17 protein-coding genes are annotated in these 18517 nt (G+C 56.7%); 7 read left to right on the top strand and 10 right to left on the bottom strand.

What is annotated here, in order from left to right:
* Positions 1-28: 28 nt before the first annotated feature.
* Positions 29-2551: an HD family phosphohydrolase gene (locus XM38_RS01550; RefSeq protein WP_225889148.1), complete on the bottom strand. Its 2523-nt coding sequence runs from the start codon at positions 2549-2551 to the stop codon at positions 29-31.
* Between the two features lie 342 nt (positions 2552-2893).
* Positions 2894-3751 carry a hypothetical protein gene (locus XM38_RS01555; protein WP_080810706.1) on the bottom strand — a complete coding sequence of 286 codons (858 nt, stop codon included), beginning with the start codon at positions 3749-3751 and terminating at the stop codon, positions 2894-2896.
* A 117-nt stretch (positions 3752-3868) separates the two neighbouring features.
* Between XM38_RS01555 and XM38_RS25630 the strand changes: the two genes are divergently transcribed.
* A complete protein-coding gene (locus XM38_RS25630) occupies positions 3869-4777 on the top strand; it encodes a peptidoglycan-binding domain-containing protein (RefSeq protein WP_088428901.1) in 909 nt (302 codons plus the stop codon).
* Positions 4778-4823: 46 nt separating this feature from the next.
* On the opposite strand, the gene XM38_RS01565 is transcribed toward XM38_RS25630, so the two are convergent.
* Both XM38_RS01565 and hisF read right to left on the bottom strand, forming a co-directional pair.
* Positions 4824-5090, bottom strand: coding sequence for a hypothetical protein (locus XM38_RS01565; RefSeq protein WP_080810703.1), 267 nt, complete (start codon positions 5088-5090; stop codon positions 4824-4826).
* A 244-nt stretch (positions 5091-5334) separates the two neighbouring features.
* Entirely contained in the window at positions 5335-6102 is a 768-nt protein-coding gene (gene hisF, locus XM38_RS01570) for an imidazole glycerol phosphate synthase subunit HisF (protein WP_080810701.1), read from the bottom strand.
* Between the two features lie 123 nt (positions 6103-6225).
* On the opposite strand from hisF, the gene petP reads away from it, so the two are divergent.
* The 4 genes from petP (at position 6226) to XM38_RS01590 (ending at position 10668) form a co-directional block, all read left to right on the top strand.
* Positions 6226-6426 carry a cytochrome b6f subunit PetP gene (gene petP / locus XM38_RS01575; RefSeq protein WP_080810699.1) on the top strand — a complete coding sequence of 67 codons (201 nt, stop codon included), beginning with the start codon at positions 6226-6228 and terminating at the stop codon, positions 6424-6426.
* A gap of 24 nt (positions 6427-6450) precedes the next feature.
* Positions 6451-7545 (top strand): Get3/ArsA fold putative tail anchor-mediating ATPase NosAFP, encoded by a 1095-nt coding sequence (locus XM38_RS01580; protein WP_080810693.1) that lies wholly within the window; start codon positions 6451-6453, stop codon positions 7543-7545.
* Between the two features lie 122 nt (positions 7546-7667).
* Positions 7668-8663, top strand: a complete 996-nt coding sequence (chlG, locus tag XM38_RS01585) for a chlorophyll synthase ChlG (protein ID WP_080810691.1) — start codon at positions 7668-7670, stop codon at positions 8661-8663.
* A 91-nt stretch (positions 8664-8754) separates the two neighbouring features.
* On the top strand, positions 8755-10668 hold the full coding sequence (locus XM38_RS01590; protein WP_225889149.1) for a transglycosylase domain-containing protein: 1914 nt from the start codon (positions 8755-8757) through the stop codon (positions 10666-10668).
* A 271-nt stretch (positions 10669-10939) separates the two neighbouring features.
* On the opposite strand, the gene XM38_RS26665 is transcribed toward XM38_RS01590, so the two are convergent.
* A complete protein-coding gene (locus XM38_RS26665; protein WP_225889150.1) occupies positions 10940-11089 on the bottom strand; it encodes a hypothetical protein in 150 nt (49 codons plus the stop codon).
* Between the two features lie 112 nt (positions 11090-11201).
* Between XM38_RS26665 and psb35 the strand changes: the two genes are divergently transcribed.
* Positions 11202-11405: a photosystem II assembly protein Psb35 gene (psb35, locus tag XM38_RS01595; RefSeq protein WP_088428903.1), complete on the top strand. Its 204-nt coding sequence runs from the start codon at positions 11202-11204 to the stop codon at positions 11403-11405.
* A gap of 73 nt (positions 11406-11478) precedes the next feature.
* Here the strand turns inward: psb35 and XM38_RS01600 are convergent, their stop codons facing one another.
* The 5 genes from XM38_RS01600 to XM38_RS01620 form a co-directional block, all read right to left on the bottom strand.
* On the bottom strand, positions 11479-11901 hold the full coding sequence (locus XM38_RS01600) for a tellurite resistance TerB family protein (RefSeq protein WP_080814153.1): 423 nt from the start codon (positions 11899-11901) through the stop codon (positions 11479-11481).
* 105 nt (positions 11902-12006) lie between these two features.
* Positions 12007-12819 (bottom strand): ABC transporter permease, encoded by an 813-nt coding sequence (locus XM38_RS01605; RefSeq protein ID WP_225889151.1) that lies wholly within the window; start codon positions 12817-12819, stop codon positions 12007-12009.
* Between the two features lie 121 nt (positions 12820-12940).
* Positions 12941-13807: an ABC transporter permease gene (locus tag XM38_RS01610; RefSeq protein WP_225889423.1), complete on the bottom strand. Its 867-nt coding sequence runs from the start codon at positions 13805-13807 to the stop codon at positions 12941-12943.
* Between the two features lie 107 nt (positions 13808-13914).
* The gene (locus XM38_RS01615) at positions 13915-15078 is read right to left on the bottom strand and encodes a polyamine ABC transporter substrate-binding protein (RefSeq protein ID WP_088428905.1); all 1164 of its coding nucleotides are present in this window, start codon (positions 15076-15078) and stop codon (positions 13915-13917) included.
* 110 nt (positions 15079-15188) lie between these two features.
* Positions 15189-16322 carry an ABC transporter ATP-binding protein gene (locus XM38_RS01620; RefSeq protein ID WP_080814157.1) on the bottom strand — a complete coding sequence of 378 codons (1134 nt, stop codon included), beginning with the start codon at positions 16320-16322 and terminating at the stop codon, positions 15189-15191.
* Between the two features lie 339 nt (positions 16323-16661).
* Between XM38_RS01620 and mrdA the strand changes: the two genes are divergently transcribed.
* The gene (gene mrdA / locus XM38_RS01625; RefSeq protein WP_088428907.1) at positions 16662-18443 is read left to right on the top strand and encodes a penicillin-binding protein 2; all 1782 of its coding nucleotides are present in this window, start codon (positions 16662-16664) and stop codon (positions 18441-18443) included.
* Positions 18444-18517 lie beyond the last annotated feature (74 nt).

Raw genomic sequence — 18517 nt, forward strand, 5'->3', positions numbered from 1 at the left:
GTCAGAAGCTAACCAGCCTCACCCCAGGCTAAGCAGAAGGCTTTGCGGCTAAGGCCGCCTTGGGATAGGCGATACGCTTGTGGTTGTATTGCTGCCACACTTGCACGAAGATGTCGGCAATGATGCGCATATGCTCCCGGGTTAAGCCTGAATCCACCAGCTGATCATCTTTCCAACGAGCTCGCAAGATTCGGTTGACCATGGTTAGAGCCTCTTCAGGCGTCGCCTCCTTCAGAGAGCGCAACGCCGCTTCGCAAGAGTCGGCCAGCATGACAATCCCCGTTTCCGGTGATTGGGGAATGGGACCGTCATAGCGGAAGTCTTCTTCCCGCACCACCAAGGTAGCGTCCTCAGCCGCCCGTTCTTTAGCCTGATGATAGAAATAGCTGATCAGCATGGTGCCCTGGTGTTCTGGGATAAAGGCCCGCAGTGCCTTGGGCAGGCGGCACTTGCGGGCCATGACAATGCCTTCGGTGACATGCTTCTTAATGATGGTGGCACTCAGCCAGGGATCGGCAATTTGATCGTGCTTATTGGGGCCTCCCATCTGATTTTCGATGAATCCCTGGGGATCATGCATCTTGCCGATGTCGTGGTAGAGGGTGCCAGCTCGGACCAGCTCCACATTGCAGCCCAGCACCCGGGCGGCTGCCTCGGCCAGGCTGGCCACGAACATGGTGTGTTGAAATGTGCCCGGCGCTTCTGATGACAATCGCTTCAGCAAGGGGCGGTTAGGGTTGGACAACTCCGCCAGGCGAATTGGGGTGACTAAATCGAAGACATGCTCTAAGTAGGGACTGAGGCCCAGGGCTAAGATACTGGACACCAGACCATAGGCCCCCTGTAGGGCAGAGCCAGTCAGAATGCCATACCAAGCCGATGGCGACACTGGATTGACAATCAGAGTCAGGATTAGGTAGACCCCACCCTGAGTTAAGCCAATGCCACCCCCTAATAGGGCCAGCTCCTCGCGCGATCGCAACCGAGACGCCACCACACTACCGACCAGGGCACCGACCACGCTAGCTACCAGCGGCACGCTACTGACATTAGTGCCGATAGGAACCAATATTCCCAGCAGAGCGATCACTGTAGCCCCTAGGGCCGACCCATAAAAGCTACCGACCAGTAAGCCCACTGCCGGCAGGCCATAGGCGGCACTACCAAACACCAACAGCCCGGCCGTTGTCATCACCATCAGGGTGATCAACACATAATCCCGTCGCCGTAATCCCCCATGGTAGATATGCTCTACCAGCAGAAATATAGAGACTCCCCCGGCCACCAGAACGCCATAGCCCACAAACCCAAGCCAGTTAAACCGTCGCTGACTGAGATTGAAGTGGTCCAGCAGCACGAAGTCAGCCTGGCTGATGGTTTCACCGGCAGCTACGATGACTTCACCCTGTTGTACAGAGACGGTGACCGGCTCCACCGCTTCAGCAGCTTTTTCTGCTTGCAGGCGAGTGCGCTCAGGATCCTCGATCAGATTTGGAGTAAGCACCGACGTCAGCATCTGAGTAGCCAGGGGGGTGGCCACTGACGGCACAGTCTCCTGAAGCTGTGTCCCAATGGCATCCTTCAATACATCGGACGGTAATCCTGGGGAAATCCCCTGGGTGATCATGCGGTCAGTGACCTGGCGTAAGCCCGTCTTGGTAGCCTGCCATTCCTCTTCGCTGAGCTGTAGCAGGCGAGGACCGAACGGCTGATCCATCTGCTCGATGTCGGTCAAGGTGCGCTGATAACGGCGGCGAACAGACTCAAGTTGATCGCCAAGGGTTGCAAATGCCACTGACGACTCTTGTTGTCGTAGGGTAATCAGCTCTCGGGCCACCTGTTTAGGTTGTGGCGATAGGCTTTGAAATTCCTCATGCTGACGCTGATTACCCTCAGATGGCGAGGATGAGCCCGGTGCCTGCTCTAGCGGCCAAGACTGCACTAAGGACCAAATTGATTGCCACTCCTCTTGGTCAGCGGATTGGATATAGCGTTGCGCCGCTGTGGATAAGCGATGGGTGGGTAGAAAGGGAAGGGTTCCGGCTTGCTGTCTCAGCCGTTCCCCTTGCTGAAGGAGCTGGTCAAGCGACTGCAGCATTGCCTCATTAACGGCTGGATCCAGCATCAGCACCCGCAGTACCCCATTCCGGGCTGCCATTTGCTGGGCCTCTGTAGACTCCGTATCGACGACGGTGGCATCCTTGGGAGCAATGATGGTTTCCGGAGCCTGACTGTCCACCTGCAGCCCAGGTTGGTTGTAGAAGCGCTGCCCCAGTCCTGCTGTCAGGGATAACACTGCCACGGCAAAAATCAGCCGGGGTTGCTTGAGGCGACCTGACTGCCGTCTTGCCCGTCGCGGCGGTGGCGGGGAAGAGGTGTCTGATGGACTAATGGGCACGGCAGGAGAAAACCGATGTAACATGCGGTGAGTGAAGCGAGAAGTGGCAGATCTGGACCCCAAGGACCTCCGGAATGAAACGCGGAGAGAGTTGGTAGATGGCTTCCACCGCTGTTCCACTTGGCCGATTAAGAGCCGGAGTAACTTCATCATGGTTGTCCAGTCTTACGTCCGTAGAGCCTGCACCACAGAGTGGTTAGCAGTGGCAAGTTATATAGAGTGATAGCACTCCGGAGTGAAAGGATGAGAATGTAGCAGTTACCGCGGCTGACTGGTGTTCTCTGGTAGCTGGTCCTTAACACACTGAGTATCGATTAAGCAGCGCCTAGAAAACCCAGTCGAGGCTCTAACGAAACGATACCTCAGTGCAAGCTATGGACCCTGACGGTTGCGAGGTACTTGCCTCAGTTAGAGTGCATAGGCTATAGATTGCCCCCTCGATCACCCGCTGCTAAAGTAGATTGCTCAAATTATTATAGTTCTCCTGCCTGAGACTCACAGGTAGGGCATACCCATCACCGGGATGTTGCTATCGGGATCTGGGGGCAGTTGAGTCATGCGAACCCCAGCCCAACTGGCCAAGAGAGACTCTGCTAGCTGCCAAAGATCTGTTTCGCGGCATCCCCATATCCGTTGTAAAGGGCTGATGGTGGACCTAGATGATGTCATGGCTAGCCGCCAGGATAGGGGAATGATGGACAGCCCTGCGGTGGCAGTTGCCAGCAACCCGATCAACCCGCAAGTCGCGACTGTATCGTTGGCTTCTAGGCCTCGACCCATGGCCAAGCGATAGTCTCCACCACTGCTGTCCAGGTAATGCAGAGCTAGGGCTAGGGGCTGCAGCAGAGGAGAGAGCCGACAGTAGGCGGCAGAGGTCGTCAGGCAATGGCGGAGGTCAGCGATGGGAGCACTAATAGCCACGGGGGGGGCTCGATCGAGCCCCCTAGTTATGTTGGGGACAGCAAACGCAGGGGAGGAGAGACTGGCTTGGCTTAAGTGCTGCCGCAGGTATTCGTGAACAACCCAGACAGCGGCTAAGGCTGCAGGCTCGTAGGCATGGCTTAGGGTCTGCAGCAATCGGTCGCAAGCGTGCTGAGGGTAGCGCAGTCGCCAAGGTAACAGCACTAGGGGCAGGGCTGCTGGGGGGGCAATGGCCAAGGACGTCAGCCGGGGCGTGATTTCTTGAGCTAGGGAGTGACCCAAATGCAGCATTGCTGGGGGCCAAGGCACCGCTTTCATAGGTGGAGACTGTGGTGAAGGCGGTCGGGGCTTGAGGGCATTGCTGGCGGCCAGGGTGACGGCGATGGCCATACCACTGACGAGACTGCGATAGCTATAGATGAGGGGCTGCATCGTGGCAGTCTACCTACTCCGAATAAACGACGGCGTGCTTAAATGGGGGGATGACGCTGGGACTGTCGGTAACTCCCTGGGCAACCCAGGCTGACCTCTAGCCGCTTTGATGTTCCTATGATACGTGCCTGTTCAACTGACGTGCGATGGCCCCAAGCCGGTCGAAAGCCATCGCATCATTGCCACGCCTCCATCGATCGGCGTCAAATCTGGCCCATGCTTCTGGCTACGCTAGTTGGGGTTGCCGGTGGCGATCTATTCACGGCGCAGGCTAGCCAAGCCATAGAGATGGCACCAGCAGGTTCCGTAACTGGCGAGCCACAGCTAACTGCCCTGGGCCAAAATAAAGACCTATCACTGCGATTAGCTCGGATCACTCGGCCCACCCTACAACTTGGTAGCACTGGGGAGACGGTGCAAGAGTTGCAAACTGTTTTACTCTTTCTGGGCTACTATTCAGGTCCTGTAGATGGTCAATATCTGGATGCCACCGAAGAGGCTGTGCGTCAGTTTCAGGCGGCAGCGGGTCTGAATCCTGACGGTGTCGTCGGTCCAGCTACTTGGAATCAGCTCTTTCCATCCCCACCCCGGCAAGCCAATCCACCTAGTACGACAACCTCAGCCTCGACTGTCCCTGAGACTAGTTCAGTGACTCCGGTAGCACCGGCAGAAGCTACCAATCCGACCGCCGCATCGGAAGCCTCATCAACTGCGGCAGAGCCTACCGTTGCCCAGACAACATCAGAGGATTCGGAAGAGGTTGCGGAACCTGCAGGGTCGGAAAAGCCGCCAGAGTCATCCGGTCAGGGTCCTGTGGAGTTGCCTGTGTTGAGATCAGGGTTAGCTGGTCCAGCCGTTGCTCGATTGCAGGAGCGCCTTAGGGTATTGGGAGTCTATGCCGGAGTTATCGATGGCATCTTTGGTCGCCAAACCGAAGCAGCGGTTCGACAAATTCAGCGTCGCTATCAGCTACAGGTAGACGGCATTGTCGGTCCAGCGACTTGGCAAGCCCTATTAGCCAATTAAAGTGGTTCAGGCCTGAGGGCACGATTGGAGCGGGTCGATGCTTCCTCTACTCAGCTTGAACCAACCAAGGCGGCACCGGATCTGCCCACTCTGTTTTGGAGGATTCGAGCTGTTGCGGGGCAGACACTCCATGTTGGACATAGAGCATATAGTTGCCCATCAAAAAATAAACGCCCATCATGGCCGCTGCCGATGACGCCACTAGGAAGCCAGCCAACATCAGAGAAAACTCCTGATCTGCAATGGCTCGCTCCATCAGGCGCAATGCCCAGGCAACTAGGGCAATGACAATGACCAAAATAAGGAGCATCATAAAAGGATTACACTAGGTCGCTGTCGCTGTCGTTCCCTCAGCCACTTCGTCCGATGCCTCTATGGGGGAAAGCACCTAAGCTGAGGAAAGTTTATAAAAGTCTACTTTACGTATTGTAACAGAGACTCATGAAAACGGGAGGGTATTTCTACGCGCTTTGGGCAGATTGGTCTAGCCTGCAACCCTCTTGGGATACAGGGATTAGTCTAGGGGGGCAGGTGGGAATCTACCCAGCCCAATTTCTTCAGCTCTGCCGCACCGTCACTTGATGGTGGGCTAGATAGGCTTTGATCTCACCTACCGAGAGCTGTCCGTAGTGCAGTAGGGAGGCCAGTAGAGCGGCTTCGGCCCCGCCCGCGGTCAAGGCCGCGTGAATGTGTTGGCAAGTCCCGGCGCCTCCAGAGGCAATGATTGGCACGGCTACGGCCTCGGCGATGGTGTGGGTCAGTTCTAAGTCATAGCCAGCCTGGGTACCATCGGCGTCCATACTGGTCAGCAAGATCTCCCCGGCCCCTCGTTCTACGACTTCCTGAGCCCAGGCAACGGCATCTAGGCCGGTGTTGTCGCGTCCACCCCGTACGTAAACATCCCACTCGGGGCGATCTGGAAAGCGACGGCGGGCGTCGATGGCCACAACGATGCACTGACAGCCAAACCGCTCACTAGCTTGGTTAATAAAGTCAGGATTGCGGACGGCGGTTGAGTTAATGCTGATCTTGTCGGCCCCGGCTCTTAACAATTTTTTAATTGTTTCTAAGGATTGAATGCCCCCCCCTACGGTAAGGGGAATAAAAACTTGTTCGGCCGTGCGATAGACCACATCGAAGATGATGTCGCGATCTTCGTGGGTGGCGGTGATGTCTAAGAAAACCAATTCATCGGCACCGGCGTCGTTGTAGGCCTGAGCTAGCTCTACTGGATCGCCCGCATCTCTGAGATTAACAAAGTTGATGCCTTTCACCACGCGACCGGCTTTGACGTCGAGACAAGGGAGAATCCGTTTTGCCAGCATGGGAGTCGATGTCCTGTATTGAGATCTCACTATGACTTTAAAGCAGCCTCTGAGTCAGGACGCTGATACACTGTGGAATGGTTTAACTCGTTGTAATCATTGAAGAGGAGTCCTGGGACCGGAATGGGCTTAGAGATCGGACAAAAGGTAAAGGTGACACGGCTGCGGGATCGAGTGTCTAGGGATTTGGCCAATCGTTTGGGCCAAAGCGGCGTGGTTAGCCAGTATAAAATGGTTGATGGCAGCGATGTGGGCGTTGTGGTGGAGTTTCCCGATAAGTTCTCGAGCTGGTTTTTTGAGGACGAATTAAGCTCTGAGTCATAAAGACAGCCAGATTGTAAGCGTTTCATGGCATTTATTCTTACCTTTCTCGGCAAGGGCGGCAGTGGGCGTAGCACCCTTGCGATCGCAACTGCCCAGAAATTTGCCCGGCAGGGCAAGGCAGTCTTGTTAGCAACTCAGGACGCTGGACCTGTCGTGGGAACTCAGTTGGGGCAATCGCTAACCGCCACGCCCCAGTCGGTCGAAACCAACCTATGGGCCATGCAATTGCGATCGGCTACCCTGCTGGAGCAGAGTTGGGATGCTGTCAAGGCTCTAGAAGCCCAATACCTGCGCACCCCCTTTTTCAAAGAGGTCTACGGCCAGGAGCTCGGGGTCTTACCCGGCATGGACGAGGCCTTAGCCCTAGATGCTCTGCGACGCTATGATGCCAGCGGTGACTACGACGTCATTGTCTACGATGGCGCTGGGGATCAAACCACCCTGCGCATGTTTGGGTTACCTGAGATCCTGGATTGGTATCTGCGCCGCTTTCGCCAGGTCTTCGAAGCCTCAGATTTAGGCAAAGCCTTATCGCCCTTTATTCAGCCCATCGCCAACGCTGTCCTAGCCGGGGATTGGGCAGGGCGACTAGAACAACCCAGCCAACAGGCTGCCGATCTCTTAGGACAGGGCCGCACTGCCATCAACGATCCCACCCGGGTATTGGCTTGCCTAGTCACGACTCCCGAGGCTGCCGCCGTGGCTACGGCCCGTCACCTGTGGGGAGGGGCTCAACAAATCGGCTTGGCCGTAGGGGCGGTCTTGGTTAACCAGACTACGGCTGGAACCCTCGAACCAGAGGTCTTTGCTCCCTTGTCGAACCATGCCATCCCGGCCCTAGCTACCCAGGATTGGGCAGCCTTAATCGACGCTCTGCCTGACTTTAACCAATTGGCTCAATCAGCCCCTCGTCCTATAGTTATTGATGTCCCGGCCAGACGGGTCAGTTTGTTCTTGCCGAGTTTCGATAAGACCCAGGTGACCTTGACCCAATATGGTCCAGAGGTCACGGTAGAAGCGGGCGATCAACGGCGCAATCTGCTGCTGCCAGAAGAATTACGAGGTCGACCGGTGCAGGGCGCTAAATTTCAAGATCGTTCCCTAGTGATTTCGTTCTAGTGCCTACCCTTAGGGCTAACCACCAAGCCCAAAGAACTAATCTTAGGCGATGACCAGTGCTGACGGCCATTGCTGTCATGCGTCATCATAATCCTGGTAAACCTACGTGGTGCGTTTCCGTCATGGCTGACCCTCAGCTACCCACAGATTCACAGCAGGCCGCGTCTAACCGCAGCGGCCAGACTCGCCAACTACTCGGCATGAGAGGGGCCCAAGCAGGTGAGACCTCCATCTGGAAGATTCGTCTGCAGTTGATGAAACCCATCACCTGGATTCCTCTGATTTGGGGAGTTGTCTGTGGATCGGCTTCCTCCGGTAACTTTAGCTGGACAGTAGACAATGTGCTGGTCGCCCTGGCCTGTATGCTGCTGTCAGGCCCGTTACTGGCAGGCTATACCCAGACCCTCAACGACTTCTACGATCGAGAGATCGATGCCATCAATGAGCCCTACCGCCCCATCCCCTCAGGAGCGATCTCTGTCCCTCAAGTAGTCGCCCAAATCTTGATATTACTTGGTGCTGGCATCGCCCTAGCCTATGGCCTCGATCAGTGGGCTGGCAATACATTTCCGACCATTACGGCAACTGCCGTCGGTGGCTCCCTGCTGTCATATATCTATTCGGCTCCTCCCCTGAAGCTGAAGAAAAACGGTTGGCTGGGAAACTATGCGTTGGGAGCTAGCTACATCGCTCTGCCTTGGTGGGCTGGTCATGCCCTCTTTGGCGATCTCAACCTGACCATCATCGGGCTGACCCTGTTTTATAGCCTAGCCGGGTTGGGCATCGCCGTTGTGAATGACTTCAAGAGCGTAGAGGGTGATCGGCAGTTAGGACTGCAATCCCTACCCGTCATGTTTGGGGTCACCGCAGCCGCCTGGATTTGCGTGCTGATGATCGATGTCTTTCAGGGGGGAATCGCCGCCTATCTGATCGGAGTGCACCAGAATGCCTATGCTGTGCTCCTGATTCTGCTAATCATTCCCCAAATCACCTTTCAAGACATGTACTTTCTCAGGGCTCCCCTAGAGAATGATGTGAAATATCAAGCCAGTGCCCAACCATTTCTGGTGTTGGGCATGTTGGTTACGGCCCTGGCCCTAGGAAATGCTGGTGTTTGATTCTAGAGACCCCATCGAGATAGACTCCTCGATGCAGTGGTGCGACGATGATGACCGTGATACTTGGGGTTATGGGGACCTTGGATAGCTTATGTCATTATGGGATGCCCTGATCAAATATCCTCTGGGACACCTGATTGAGCGCATGGGGCCGACTAAACTCCATCATGCCGCCGAGAATCACATGCGTCGCGTCACTCAGGCGAGTGCTTCCACCCCACCCGCCTCTCATCATGCCCGACGACGGCGACGCTCCCCTCACCCTCCGCAGCGACGTCCTCTATATCGGCGTCCTCTATTTTGGGGGGTGTTATTAGTCGCGGCAGGCGTCGCCGGGGGAACAACCCGAGCCTATCGTTTCTGGGTCGCTGCCAACGCCACCCTGCCCGATGATATTTCCCGAGTGCTGACCTACCAACGGGGCGGCACCCTCACCATTGAGGCATCGGATGGCCGTATTTTGCAGAAGTTGGGACCGGCCACCCGAGAGAATATCCAATACGAACAGCTGCCGACTAATTTAGTGCAGGCCTTCATCGCCTCCGAAGATCGCCGCTTTTACGCCCACAATGGCATTGACTTCCAAGCCATCGCCCGGGCAGCTATGGCCAACCTGCGCCAGCGGGAAGTCGTTGAGGGGGCTAGCACCATCACCCAACAGCTGGCCCGCATCGTCTTTCTGAATCAGGAACTGACCTTCCAACGCAAGGTACGGGAGGCACTACTGGCGCTGAAGCTAGAGCAAAATCTCAGCAAGCAGCAAATTCTCGAACGTTACCTCAACCTGGTCTATCTCGGCTCCGGGGCCTACGGAGTTGCCGATGCCGCTTGGGTCTATTTTGGCAAAACGGTCGATCAGCTGACGGTGGCTGAGTCGGCACTGATTGCCGGTATGGCGCCAGCTCCCAGCCTCTACTCGCCTTTGAGTCAACCGGAAGCTGCTCGCCGCCAGCGCAATCGAGTCATTCGCCGCATGCAGGAAATTGGTGCCATTTCTGACCTAGAAGCCGAGGCGGCTCTTGCTACCGCTGTTACCACAACTCCCAATCAACCCAAGTATCTCTACAGCGAATTTCCCTATTTCACCATCCATGTTCAAAACCAGTTGGCTCAAATACTCAGCCCCGAGCAACTAGAAGCGGGCGGATTGGTGGTCGAAACCACGCTGAATATCGATTGGCAGCGCCAAGCTGAATCAGCTGTCACAACGGCCCTAGAACGGCTCGGGCCGCGGCAGCGATTTCGTCAGGGAGCCCTGGTCGCGATTGATCCCCGCAGTGGTGAAATCAAAGCCATGGTTGGGGGAACTGATTTTGACGAAAGCCAGTTTAACCGGGTTACTCAGGCACAACGGCAACCAGGCTCTACGTTCAAAACCTTTGTTTACACCACAGCGATTGCGGCTGGCTTTTCTCCGTATAAGCCCTATGTTGATGCCAAATTTGTAGTCGATGGCTATGAACCCAAGAACTATTCTGGAGACTACAGGGGAACCGTTCCGTTGCGGGACGCGCTGGCATCCTCTATCAATATCGTGGCAGTTAAGCTGCTGCTCGACGTAGGGTTCGATCCAGTCATCCAGATGGCCCAACGTATGGGGATTGAATCGGAACTACTGCCGACCTATTCCCTTAGCCTTGGGGCCTCGGAGGTGACTCTGCTGGAACTGACAAGCGCCTATGGCACCCTGGCTAATCAGGGCAAGCATATGCCTACCCACGCCATTCGACGGGTGTTGAACAGCCAGGGAGAGGTTCTCTACGAGTCAGGGGTTGAGCCTCAGCAGGCAGTAGATGCTGACACTGCTGCCATCATGACTTGGATGTTACAAAGAGGTGGTGCGAGGCGGGCCACAGGTGGTAATGCAACCTTGGTCGTCCCGTGGCAGGTAAGACGGGCACATCCGAAAAAATCGGGATCTGTGGTTTGTTGGTTATATTCCCAGTTGGTAGCCGGGGTGTGGTTGGGGAATGACAATAACCAACCCGACTTGGGGGGCGAGTAAGTTCTGCTGCCTATACCTGGCGCCTGTTTATGGAGGAGCTGGTCGAGTCTTTTGAAGAGGAGCATTTCCTGATCTGCCTAATCTTTCCAACCGCAAGGGCACCATCGAAGCGGAACCGGTCAAGCCTAAGCGGGTACGGGCGGCTAAACCCAACCGTGGTGAGGAGAATGAAGGCACCAATAGGCAGGAGGCCCCGGCTGCTGCCCCCCCGCAGACGAAGACAACGAAGGTACCGGGTCTGGAGAATCGGAACAACCTGCCAGGGAAGCCACTAATCAGGAGCAGGGTGAAGGTGGGGCTGCCGATGAAACGGCTGATCCATCGGTAAGCCCGTCTCCGGCTGGTTCGGAGCAGCCAGTTGATGATGGCGGCAGTGCGCCTCCGGCTCCGGCTCCGGCTCCAGCTCCGGCTCCAGCCCCAACGTCTCCTCCGGCTGGTGATGCCACCTCGAGTGGCAGTTCCCCTGCGGGTGATGGGGAGGGATAACCAGAGATTCGATATAATCTGAGAGCTGTTATCGGAGAAAGGAACTGATGGGTTTTTGCTTGGGTGCAACCACCGGTGAAGCTGGATTTCCTATCGCGTTTACAGCGGTGTATGTAGTGGGGTTCATTGCTGCCGTAGTGATTGGCTCCATTGCCTGGTACAACTCCAAGCGACCGGCCGGTTGGGAAGGCAAGGATCGTCCTGATTTCATTCCTGATATCGAAAAAGACAATGCCGAAAAAGAGTCTTGAGGACCAGAAGGTGAGTCTTATTGGTATGCCCTCGATTGATTCTCCTGCATCCTTGGACCGTATAGGGGGCCTATCAGGGCTGTTGTTGTAGCCAGCCTTGGTAAAGTCGGCGTAGCGCGCGGATGACTTGCGAGTGCAAGTGGTGGCCATTGGTGGAGGTGGGCTGTAAGTTTTGTAGGCGATTCAATAGAGTGGCTTCTTCTGCAGCGACTTCTCCATCGCTGTAGATCAGCCCGCTGATGGCTTCAATCAGAGCCTCACAGTCTTGAGGGGTGGGAGTATCCCCCAGATAGTCTCGAATCCACTGATAACACTGCTCTGGGTTAACGGCGACGAGTTCTTTGAGCAGGGGCCGTACCATGGGATGCTGCTCTAAGTGGTAGCGTGCTGCCAGCTGATGCAAGTACTGCCGTTCTTCAGACTGAACAGCGCCGTCGATCCAAGCAACGCCGATAAGGATGCGCAGGAGTTGTGGAGTATGGGTAGCCGTTGACATGGCTGGGAAGAGAGATGGGCTACGGTCGCGATAGGGTTATCCTAGCGTCTGTTGCTGCAGCTGGCGGATTCTCGTGACATATTGCAAGCCTGGGGCCACCCTGGCTTAAGGCGGTGGAGCCTGTTGCTGTTGGCTACGAAAGCGCAGATATTCCGCGATGGCGGCAATCAAACCGGAGGCCAAGATCAAGAGGACGCTGAGGGCATTGATGTCGGGTTTGACGCCGGTGCGGACTCGGCTAAAGATCTCTAGGGGCAAGGGATTGGCTCCGCCCCCGGCGGTGAAGCTGGAAATGAGCAGGTCGTCCATGCTGAGGACGAAGGCCAGCAGGCATCCGGAAATAATGCCAGGGGTCAGTTGCGGCAGTAGTACCTTGAGCAGGGCTTGGGCTGGGGTTGCCCCCAGGTCGAGGGCTGCTTCTTCTAAGTGGGGATTGAGGCCCTGCAGACGACTGGAGACAACCACGGCAATATAGGCCAGGCAGAACACCATATGGGCGGCAATGATGGTCCAAATACTCAGGGGAATGGCCAGAGAAGCTAGAAATACCAGGGTGGCAACGGCAATGGCGATGTCGGGCACAATCAAGGGCAGGTAGGAAATGCCTCGGTAGAGGGCTTTGCCAGGGAAATAATATTTGCTCAGACCAATGGCCATGAGGGTACCTAGAACGGCAGAGATGCCGACGGCCCCGGTGGCGACGATGAGGCTGTCTTGCAGGGCCGAGAAGATGCGGGCATCGTCGAATAGCAAGCGGTACCAGCGCCAGCTCAGGCCCTGCCAACTAGCACTGTAACGAGAGTCGTTGAGGCTATAGACGGCTAGCACCAAGATTGGCAGGTACATGCCCCCGAACATGAGCAAGGCAAATAGGCCGAGCCAGGGAATGCGGTGGCGTAGGCAGGAGAGAGACGGCATAGATAGGTAGATTTCAGGCTAGTAAACGGCGGCATAAATTTGACTCCCGTAGCCGGGGAGCTGGTGGAATAGGGTGCTGGGGGCTAAGAGTCTGCACCTGTCATCCTTGCCTGGGGCAGAGCTAGGTTTCGGAGACTGAAGATCGATCGCCGTAGCGCAGCAATAATGCGATCGCAACACTGACGGCCAGAATCATGACCATGCTCAGGGCCGAGCCAAAGCCCCAATTGCGGGTCGGTCCTAGAAACTGGTTATAGATCAAACGGGCGATATTCATGCTAGAGGCTCCCCCCAGCAGCGTCGGCACCACGAAATCGCCGACGCTGGTGATGAACACCAGCAGACAGCCAGCGGCGATGCCAGCCAGAGTCTGGGGCACCGTCACCTGCCAGAACCCCTGCAGAGGGGTGGCCCCTAGATCCGCGGCGGCTTCCAATAGCCGGGTATCCAGCTTCTCCAGAGATGCGTAGAGAATGAGCACCATATAGGGCAGAAAGCTGTAGCTCAGGCCAATGAAGACCGCCGCCGTCGTATGTAGCCAGGCCTGGGTGGGCAACCCCAGATGCGCCAACACTAGGTTCAACAGTCCCGTGGGGCGCAAAATGCTGATCCAAGCATAGGCTCGCAGCAGAGAGGAGGTCCACAGGGGCAACACAAAGGCCACTAGCAGCAGATTGCGCCAGCGGCGCGGGGCCTTCAGGGCTAGCCAATAGGCCACCGGGAAGCCCAAGAGGAGACAGATCGAGGTGGTACCGGCAGCGAAATACAAGGAGCGGGCGATCACCCGCAGGTACACCGGCTGCAGAATCTGCAGGTAGTTATCCAGGCCATAGCCCGCCGCCGGCTCCCCTGGCCGCAACCCTGGCACCAGGCTGATATCCAGAATCAACAGGGTGGGTATCACCAGCAGTAGTCCTAGCCAGAGGCCGGCGGGGCCTAACAAGGCAATTGGCCCCAGCAGTCGCCTCAGGCGCTGCCGCAGCCAGATGCTGCCGCGATGTAGCCCCCCCGGTGCCTTGCTCAGAGACAGGAACTGTCATCGCCATGCATCCTCCCGCACGATTCCTCTCCCCTTTATTCTCCTTATATTCCCCTTTAGGCGCTGGTAATTTCAGTCCAATAGCGGTCGTAGGTCTCGAGCACCTCGTTCGGCAGGGGGGCGATGCCTTCACACTTGTCTACCACCTCGGCCGGGGGAAATAGGTCTTGATTGTTTTTCAGCTCAGGACTCAACTGATCGTAAGCGCTCTGGTTGGCGGTGGCGAAAAAGAGCCGCTCCACGGCGTCTTTACACACCTGGGGCTGCAGGATGAAATTAATCCACTCATAGGCGGCATCCACATTGGGGGCCGTGGTGGGAATGGCCATGGTGTCGGTCCAGACCGAGGAGCCGCTGGCGGGGACGATATATTCGAACCGCTCGTCTTCTAGGGTGGCTGCGATCGCATCGGACGAGTAGCTCATCACCATCAATAGATCGCCCCCCAGCAACTCCGTTTCAAAGCCAGAGGTTTTGAAAGAGGCGATGTGGGGTTTTAGTTCCATCAACCGATTAAACGCCGCTTCCAGCTCCGCCGAATCCGTAGAGTTATAGGAATACCCCAGGGACTTCAGCACCGCACCCAGCGTTTCCCGCACGTCCTCCAGCAACGTCAGCCGTCGAGACAGAACATCCTGTTGTTGCCACAGATACTCCCAATCTTGAGGAACCGTTGGCAGGGCCTCCCGGTTGAATAACAGCCCCGTAGTGCCCCAGCAAAAGGGCACACTGTAGCGATTGCCGCGGTCATAGACCGGATCTTGCCACTTGGCTAACAGCGCGTTAGTGCCTGCGAGCCGGTCCTGGTCTAAGGCGGTCAGCAACTCCAGGTTCCGCATCTTGATCACCATGTAATCGGAGGGATAGACGATGCTGTAATTACTGCCGCCTCCTGCTTGCAGCTTGGCCAACATCGCCTCATTGGACTCATAAGTATTAACCACCACCTCGATGCCGGTGGCCTCTGTAAACTGGTCCATCAAGGCTTGGTCCGTATAATTGGCCCAGGTATAGACATAGAGCTTGCCATCGTTACCATTGCCAGTGCCGGTGGGCGTCGCAGAGGGGGGGGCCTCAGACTGCACATTCGTGATGTTCTGCCGACAGTTGGCCAGGGCTAAACTAGCCACCGTTGCAGCGGATCCGTATAAAAATCGTCGCCGCGTAGTGCTAGACAGCCGGCGAGAACCATGAAAGGAAAGGCGTGGTCTGCGGGGCATCGTTAGTCGCTCCTTGCTGAAACTAGAACGCTGAGACTAGAGCAGATAACTCAATCAGACAAGGCATCAGACAGGTTACGGGGCCGGACATTCGGTCTACACACAATCAATCATGTCCCAAGCACCAGGCAGTCTGCCGGAGACCAACGGACATAAACCGGAGTTTGGGGGCGTAACCATCGCCCTGACCGATTTGGCTGCAGTGCCATCAGCTGCGCGCCATTGGTTAACTGCACGATGCAATGGACATGGGTGCCCAAATACATGACATGACTCACCTGGCCCGGATAGCAGTTATGGTCAGTGTCAGGGGGCGATGGGCTGAGATGAATATTTTCGGGACGCACACTGAGAAACACAGCGGCCCCCATGGCCGGTAGCGGCACCGACGTGGGTGGGTGCTGAACCAGCACCCGCAATCCCTGCTGGGTCAACACCCGCAGATGAGTGCCCTGATGCTGCTGGATCTGCCCTGACAGCAAGTTGGTTTCACCGATAAAATCTGCCACAAAGGGCGTTTTCGGGTATTCGTAGATCTCACTGGGGCTGCCCACCTGCTCGATCCGGCCCGCTTGCATGACGGCGATGCGGTCTGACAGGGACAGGGCCTCTTCCTGGTCATGGGTCACCATGATGAAGGTGATGCCCAGGGTCCGCTGCAGATTAGACAGCTCCACCTGCATCTGTTTACGCAACTTCAGATCCAGGGCCCCCAGGGGTTCATCTAGCAGCATCACTGCCGGCCGATTGACCAAGGCCCTGGCCAGGGCTACCCGCTGTTGCTGGCCCCCCGATAGATAAGACGGAAACCGCTGGGCGAAGTTCTCCATCTTCACCAGGTGCAGGGCCTGCTGTACCCGTTGGGCCAGCTGGGCCCGCCCCACCCGTTGCAACCGCAACCCAAAGGCCACGTTATCCCATACCGACAGGTGGTCAAACAGGGCATAGTTCTGAAACACCATATTGACCGGACGCCGGTAGGCTGGCACCCGGCCCATGGGACGCCCCCGAATGATAATCTCACCGGCAGACGGCACCTCGAAACCGGCAATCATCCGTAATACCGTGGTCTTACCGCAGCCAGACGGTCCCAGAATACTGAAGAATTCTCCCTGGTGGATGGCTAAATTGGCTGCCCGCACTGCCGGTTCGCCATCAAAGCTCTTAGACACCTGCCGTAGCTCAACATCCAAAGCGGCTTCTGCCTGAGCGATCGCAGACGGAGGCAAACTGGTTTGAGCCATGGCAGCTGTCTCCTAGAGAAATACCCGGCCCAGGGGCTCAAAGGGGCGAAAATTGGCCATTGATTCCCATTGGCGTTGGCCCTATTGTATCCAGCTCTTGCCGTGGCACCAAATGGCTGGAACGGGTGAGCAAGTAAGTGGGCGAGTAACGAGTAACGAGTAACGAGTAACGAGTAGTGACTTACTTTTCACTCTTCACTCTGCTTCGCACGGGCTAAGCCCTCCGGGCAGGCTACGCCAACGCCCTACACTCTTCACTCTTCACCCTTCACTTCCCCAGCCGGTGAGGGCGATACACTAAGATGGGTGCTGTTTCTTCCTACCCGACTCTGGTTGGCTATGGCTCTGATACCGTTTTCTGCTCCGGTCTCTACCCGCGACACGACACGTACGGTGGGTCGCGACTATCAAGCCGTGGTGCTAATGGCCATCTTGTCGTTGTTGTTGCTGGGAGGCTTTGGCAGCCGCCTGGCCTACCTGCAGCTGATGCAAGGAGACGCGAATCGCCAATTGGCGGAGAATAACCGGATTCGGTTGTTGCCAAAGCGGCCAGCCCGGGGGAGTCTGCTTGACCGCGAGGGGCGACTGCTAGCGGGCAATCGCCTGTCTCACTCGGTGACCCTATGGCCGATTGCGCTACCGAAGTCCCAGTGGCCCGAAGTTATCCGTCGTCTCTCGACCTTGCTCAATATTCCGACTGAGGACATTCAGACCAAACTGGAGCAAGCCGGCTATTCCTCCCTAGAAGCAGTCTCCATCGCCCGGGGCATCAGCCCGGCCCAGGCCACGGCTCTGGCCGAATACAGTGCTGAGCTACCAGCTGTACGGCTGGAGGCGGAAGCGGTACGCAGCTATCCCAATGGCGACCTGGCGGCCCATGTGCTGGGCTATACCGGCGAACTCACCCAGGAAGAGCTGCAAGAGCGCCAGGATGCTGGCTATCGCCTCGGGGATGTAGTGGGTCGCATGGGAGCTGAGGCTGCCTTCGAGGCCGACCTGCGGGGGGAATGGGGTGGTCAACAAGTCGAAATTGATAGCTCTGGCCGAGTGCTGCGGGTGCTGGGCGATAAGCCCGCCATCTCCGGGGAGGATGTGCAGCTGACCCTAGATATAGAGATTCAAAAGGTGGCGGAGGCGGCCTTGGGCGATCAAGTTGGGGCCATCGTTGCCCTCGACCCTAACAATGGAGCCGTGCTGGCCATGGTCAGCCGTCCCGCCTTCGATCCTAATATTTTCTCCACCCAGATTACTCAGGCCCAGTGGCAACAGTTGCAGAGTGCCAGTTACCCCTTCCTGAATCGGGCTTTGCGGGCCTATCCACCAGCTAGCACCTTTAAGATCGTGACGACTTCAGCAGCCTTGGAGTCGGGGCGCTATAGTCCTGGTACCGTGCTGCCCACCTATCCCTATGTGCAGGTGGGCGGAATTCAGTTCTGGGACTGGAATAAGGCAGGCTTCGGACCGCTGGGCTTTACCGGGGCCATGGCCATGAGTAGTGATACGTTCTTCTATCAAATTGCCATGGGCATCAAGCGAGCCCCCTTGATTGAATGGACGCGCCGTTATGGATTCGGTCAGAAAACGGGCATCGAGATCGGGGCCGATGAGAGTGCGGGACTGGTTCCTGACAATGCGTGGAAGATAGAAAACGTCGGCCATGAATGGACCATTGGTGACACCATCAACATGTCCATCGGCCAGGGATTTCTGCAGGCAACGCCACTACAGGTGGCAGGCATGTTTGCGATCGCAGCTAATGGCGGCTATCGGGTCACCCCCCATCTCCTCCACGATCAGGAAGACACCGAAGACTGGCGGGAGCCTATTGGCCTCAGCCCTACCACCATTGACATCTTACAGAAAGGCCTGCGCCGGGTGATCACCAGCGGCACGGCCCGGGCGCTCAACGATGCCAATCTGCCTCCCATCGCTGGTAAGACTGGCACCGCCGAAGCCCCACCGGGTAAATCCCATGCCTGGTTTGGCGGCTATATACCCGCCGCCGACCCCGAGATTCTGGTAGTGGCCTTTGCCGAGCATTCCGGTGGCGGCGGTAGTGCCGTGACCGCGCCCATGGTGAAGCAAGTGCTAGCAGCCTACGTCAACGGCCAATCGCAGTAAGAGGATATTTGGAAAGTACTCTGCGACCTTGCTCCAGACTGGAGTCTGGCCAACGGAACCATACGCTCTAAAAC

The organism is Halomicronema hongdechloris C2206 (genome assembly GCF_002075285.3).
Taxonomy (GTDB): Bacteria; Cyanobacteriota; Cyanobacteriia; order Phormidesmidales; family Phormidesmidaceae; genus Halomicronema_B; species Halomicronema_B hongdechloris.

What these genes read in the sequence shown, in the direction of transcription:
- XM38_RS01550 (WP_225889148.1), bottom strand. Translation starts at nt 2,551, where the DNA reads ATGATGAAGTTACTCCGGCTCTTAATCGGCCAAGTGGAACAGCGGTGG.
- XM38_RS01555 (WP_080810706.1), bottom strand. Translation starts at nt 3,751, where the DNA reads ATGCAGCCCCTCATCTATAGCTATCGCAGTCTCGTCAGTGGTATGGCC.
- XM38_RS25630 (WP_088428901.1), top strand. Translation starts at nt 3,869, where the DNA reads ATGATACGTGCCTGTTCAACTGACGTGCGATGGCCCCAAGCCGGTCGA.
- XM38_RS01565 (WP_080810703.1), bottom strand. Translation starts at nt 5,090, where the DNA reads ATGATGCTCCTTATTTTGGTCATTGTCATTGCCCTAGTTGCCTGGGCA.
- hisF (WP_080810701.1), bottom strand. Translation starts at nt 6,102, where the DNA reads ATGCTGGCAAAACGGATTCTCCCTTGTCTCGACGTCAAAGCCGGTCGC.
- petP (WP_080810699.1), top strand. Translation starts at nt 6,226, where the DNA reads ATGGGCTTAGAGATCGGACAAAAGGTAAAGGTGACACGGCTGCGGGAT.
- XM38_RS01580 (WP_080810693.1), top strand. Translation starts at nt 6,451, where the DNA reads ATGGCATTTATTCTTACCTTTCTCGGCAAGGGCGGCAGTGGGCGTAGC.
- chlG (WP_080810691.1), top strand. Translation starts at nt 7,668, where the DNA reads ATGGCTGACCCTCAGCTACCCACAGATTCACAGCAGGCCGCGTCTAAC.
- XM38_RS01590 (WP_225889149.1), top strand. Translation starts at nt 8,755, where the DNA reads ATGTCATTATGGGATGCCCTGATCAAATATCCTCTGGGACACCTGATT.
- psb35 (WP_088428903.1), top strand. Translation starts at nt 11,202, where the DNA reads ATGGGTTTTTGCTTGGGTGCAACCACCGGTGAAGCTGGATTTCCTATC.
- XM38_RS01600 (WP_080814153.1), bottom strand. Translation starts at nt 11,901, where the DNA reads ATGTCAACGGCTACCCATACTCCACAACTCCTGCGCATCCTTATCGGC.
- XM38_RS01605 (WP_225889151.1), bottom strand. Translation starts at nt 12,819, where the DNA reads ATGCCGTCTCTCTCCTGCCTACGCCACCGCATTCCCTGGCTCGGCCTA.
- XM38_RS01615 (WP_088428905.1), bottom strand. Translation starts at nt 15,078, where the DNA reads ATGCCCCGCAGACCACGCCTTTCCTTTCATGGTTCTCGCCGGCTGTCT.
- XM38_RS01620 (WP_080814157.1), bottom strand. Translation starts at nt 16,322, where the DNA reads ATGGCTCAAACCAGTTTGCCTCCGTCTGCGATCGCTCAGGCAGAAGCC.
- mrdA (WP_088428907.1), top strand. Translation starts at nt 16,662, where the DNA reads ATGGCTCTGATACCGTTTTCTGCTCCGGTCTCTACCCGCGACACGACA.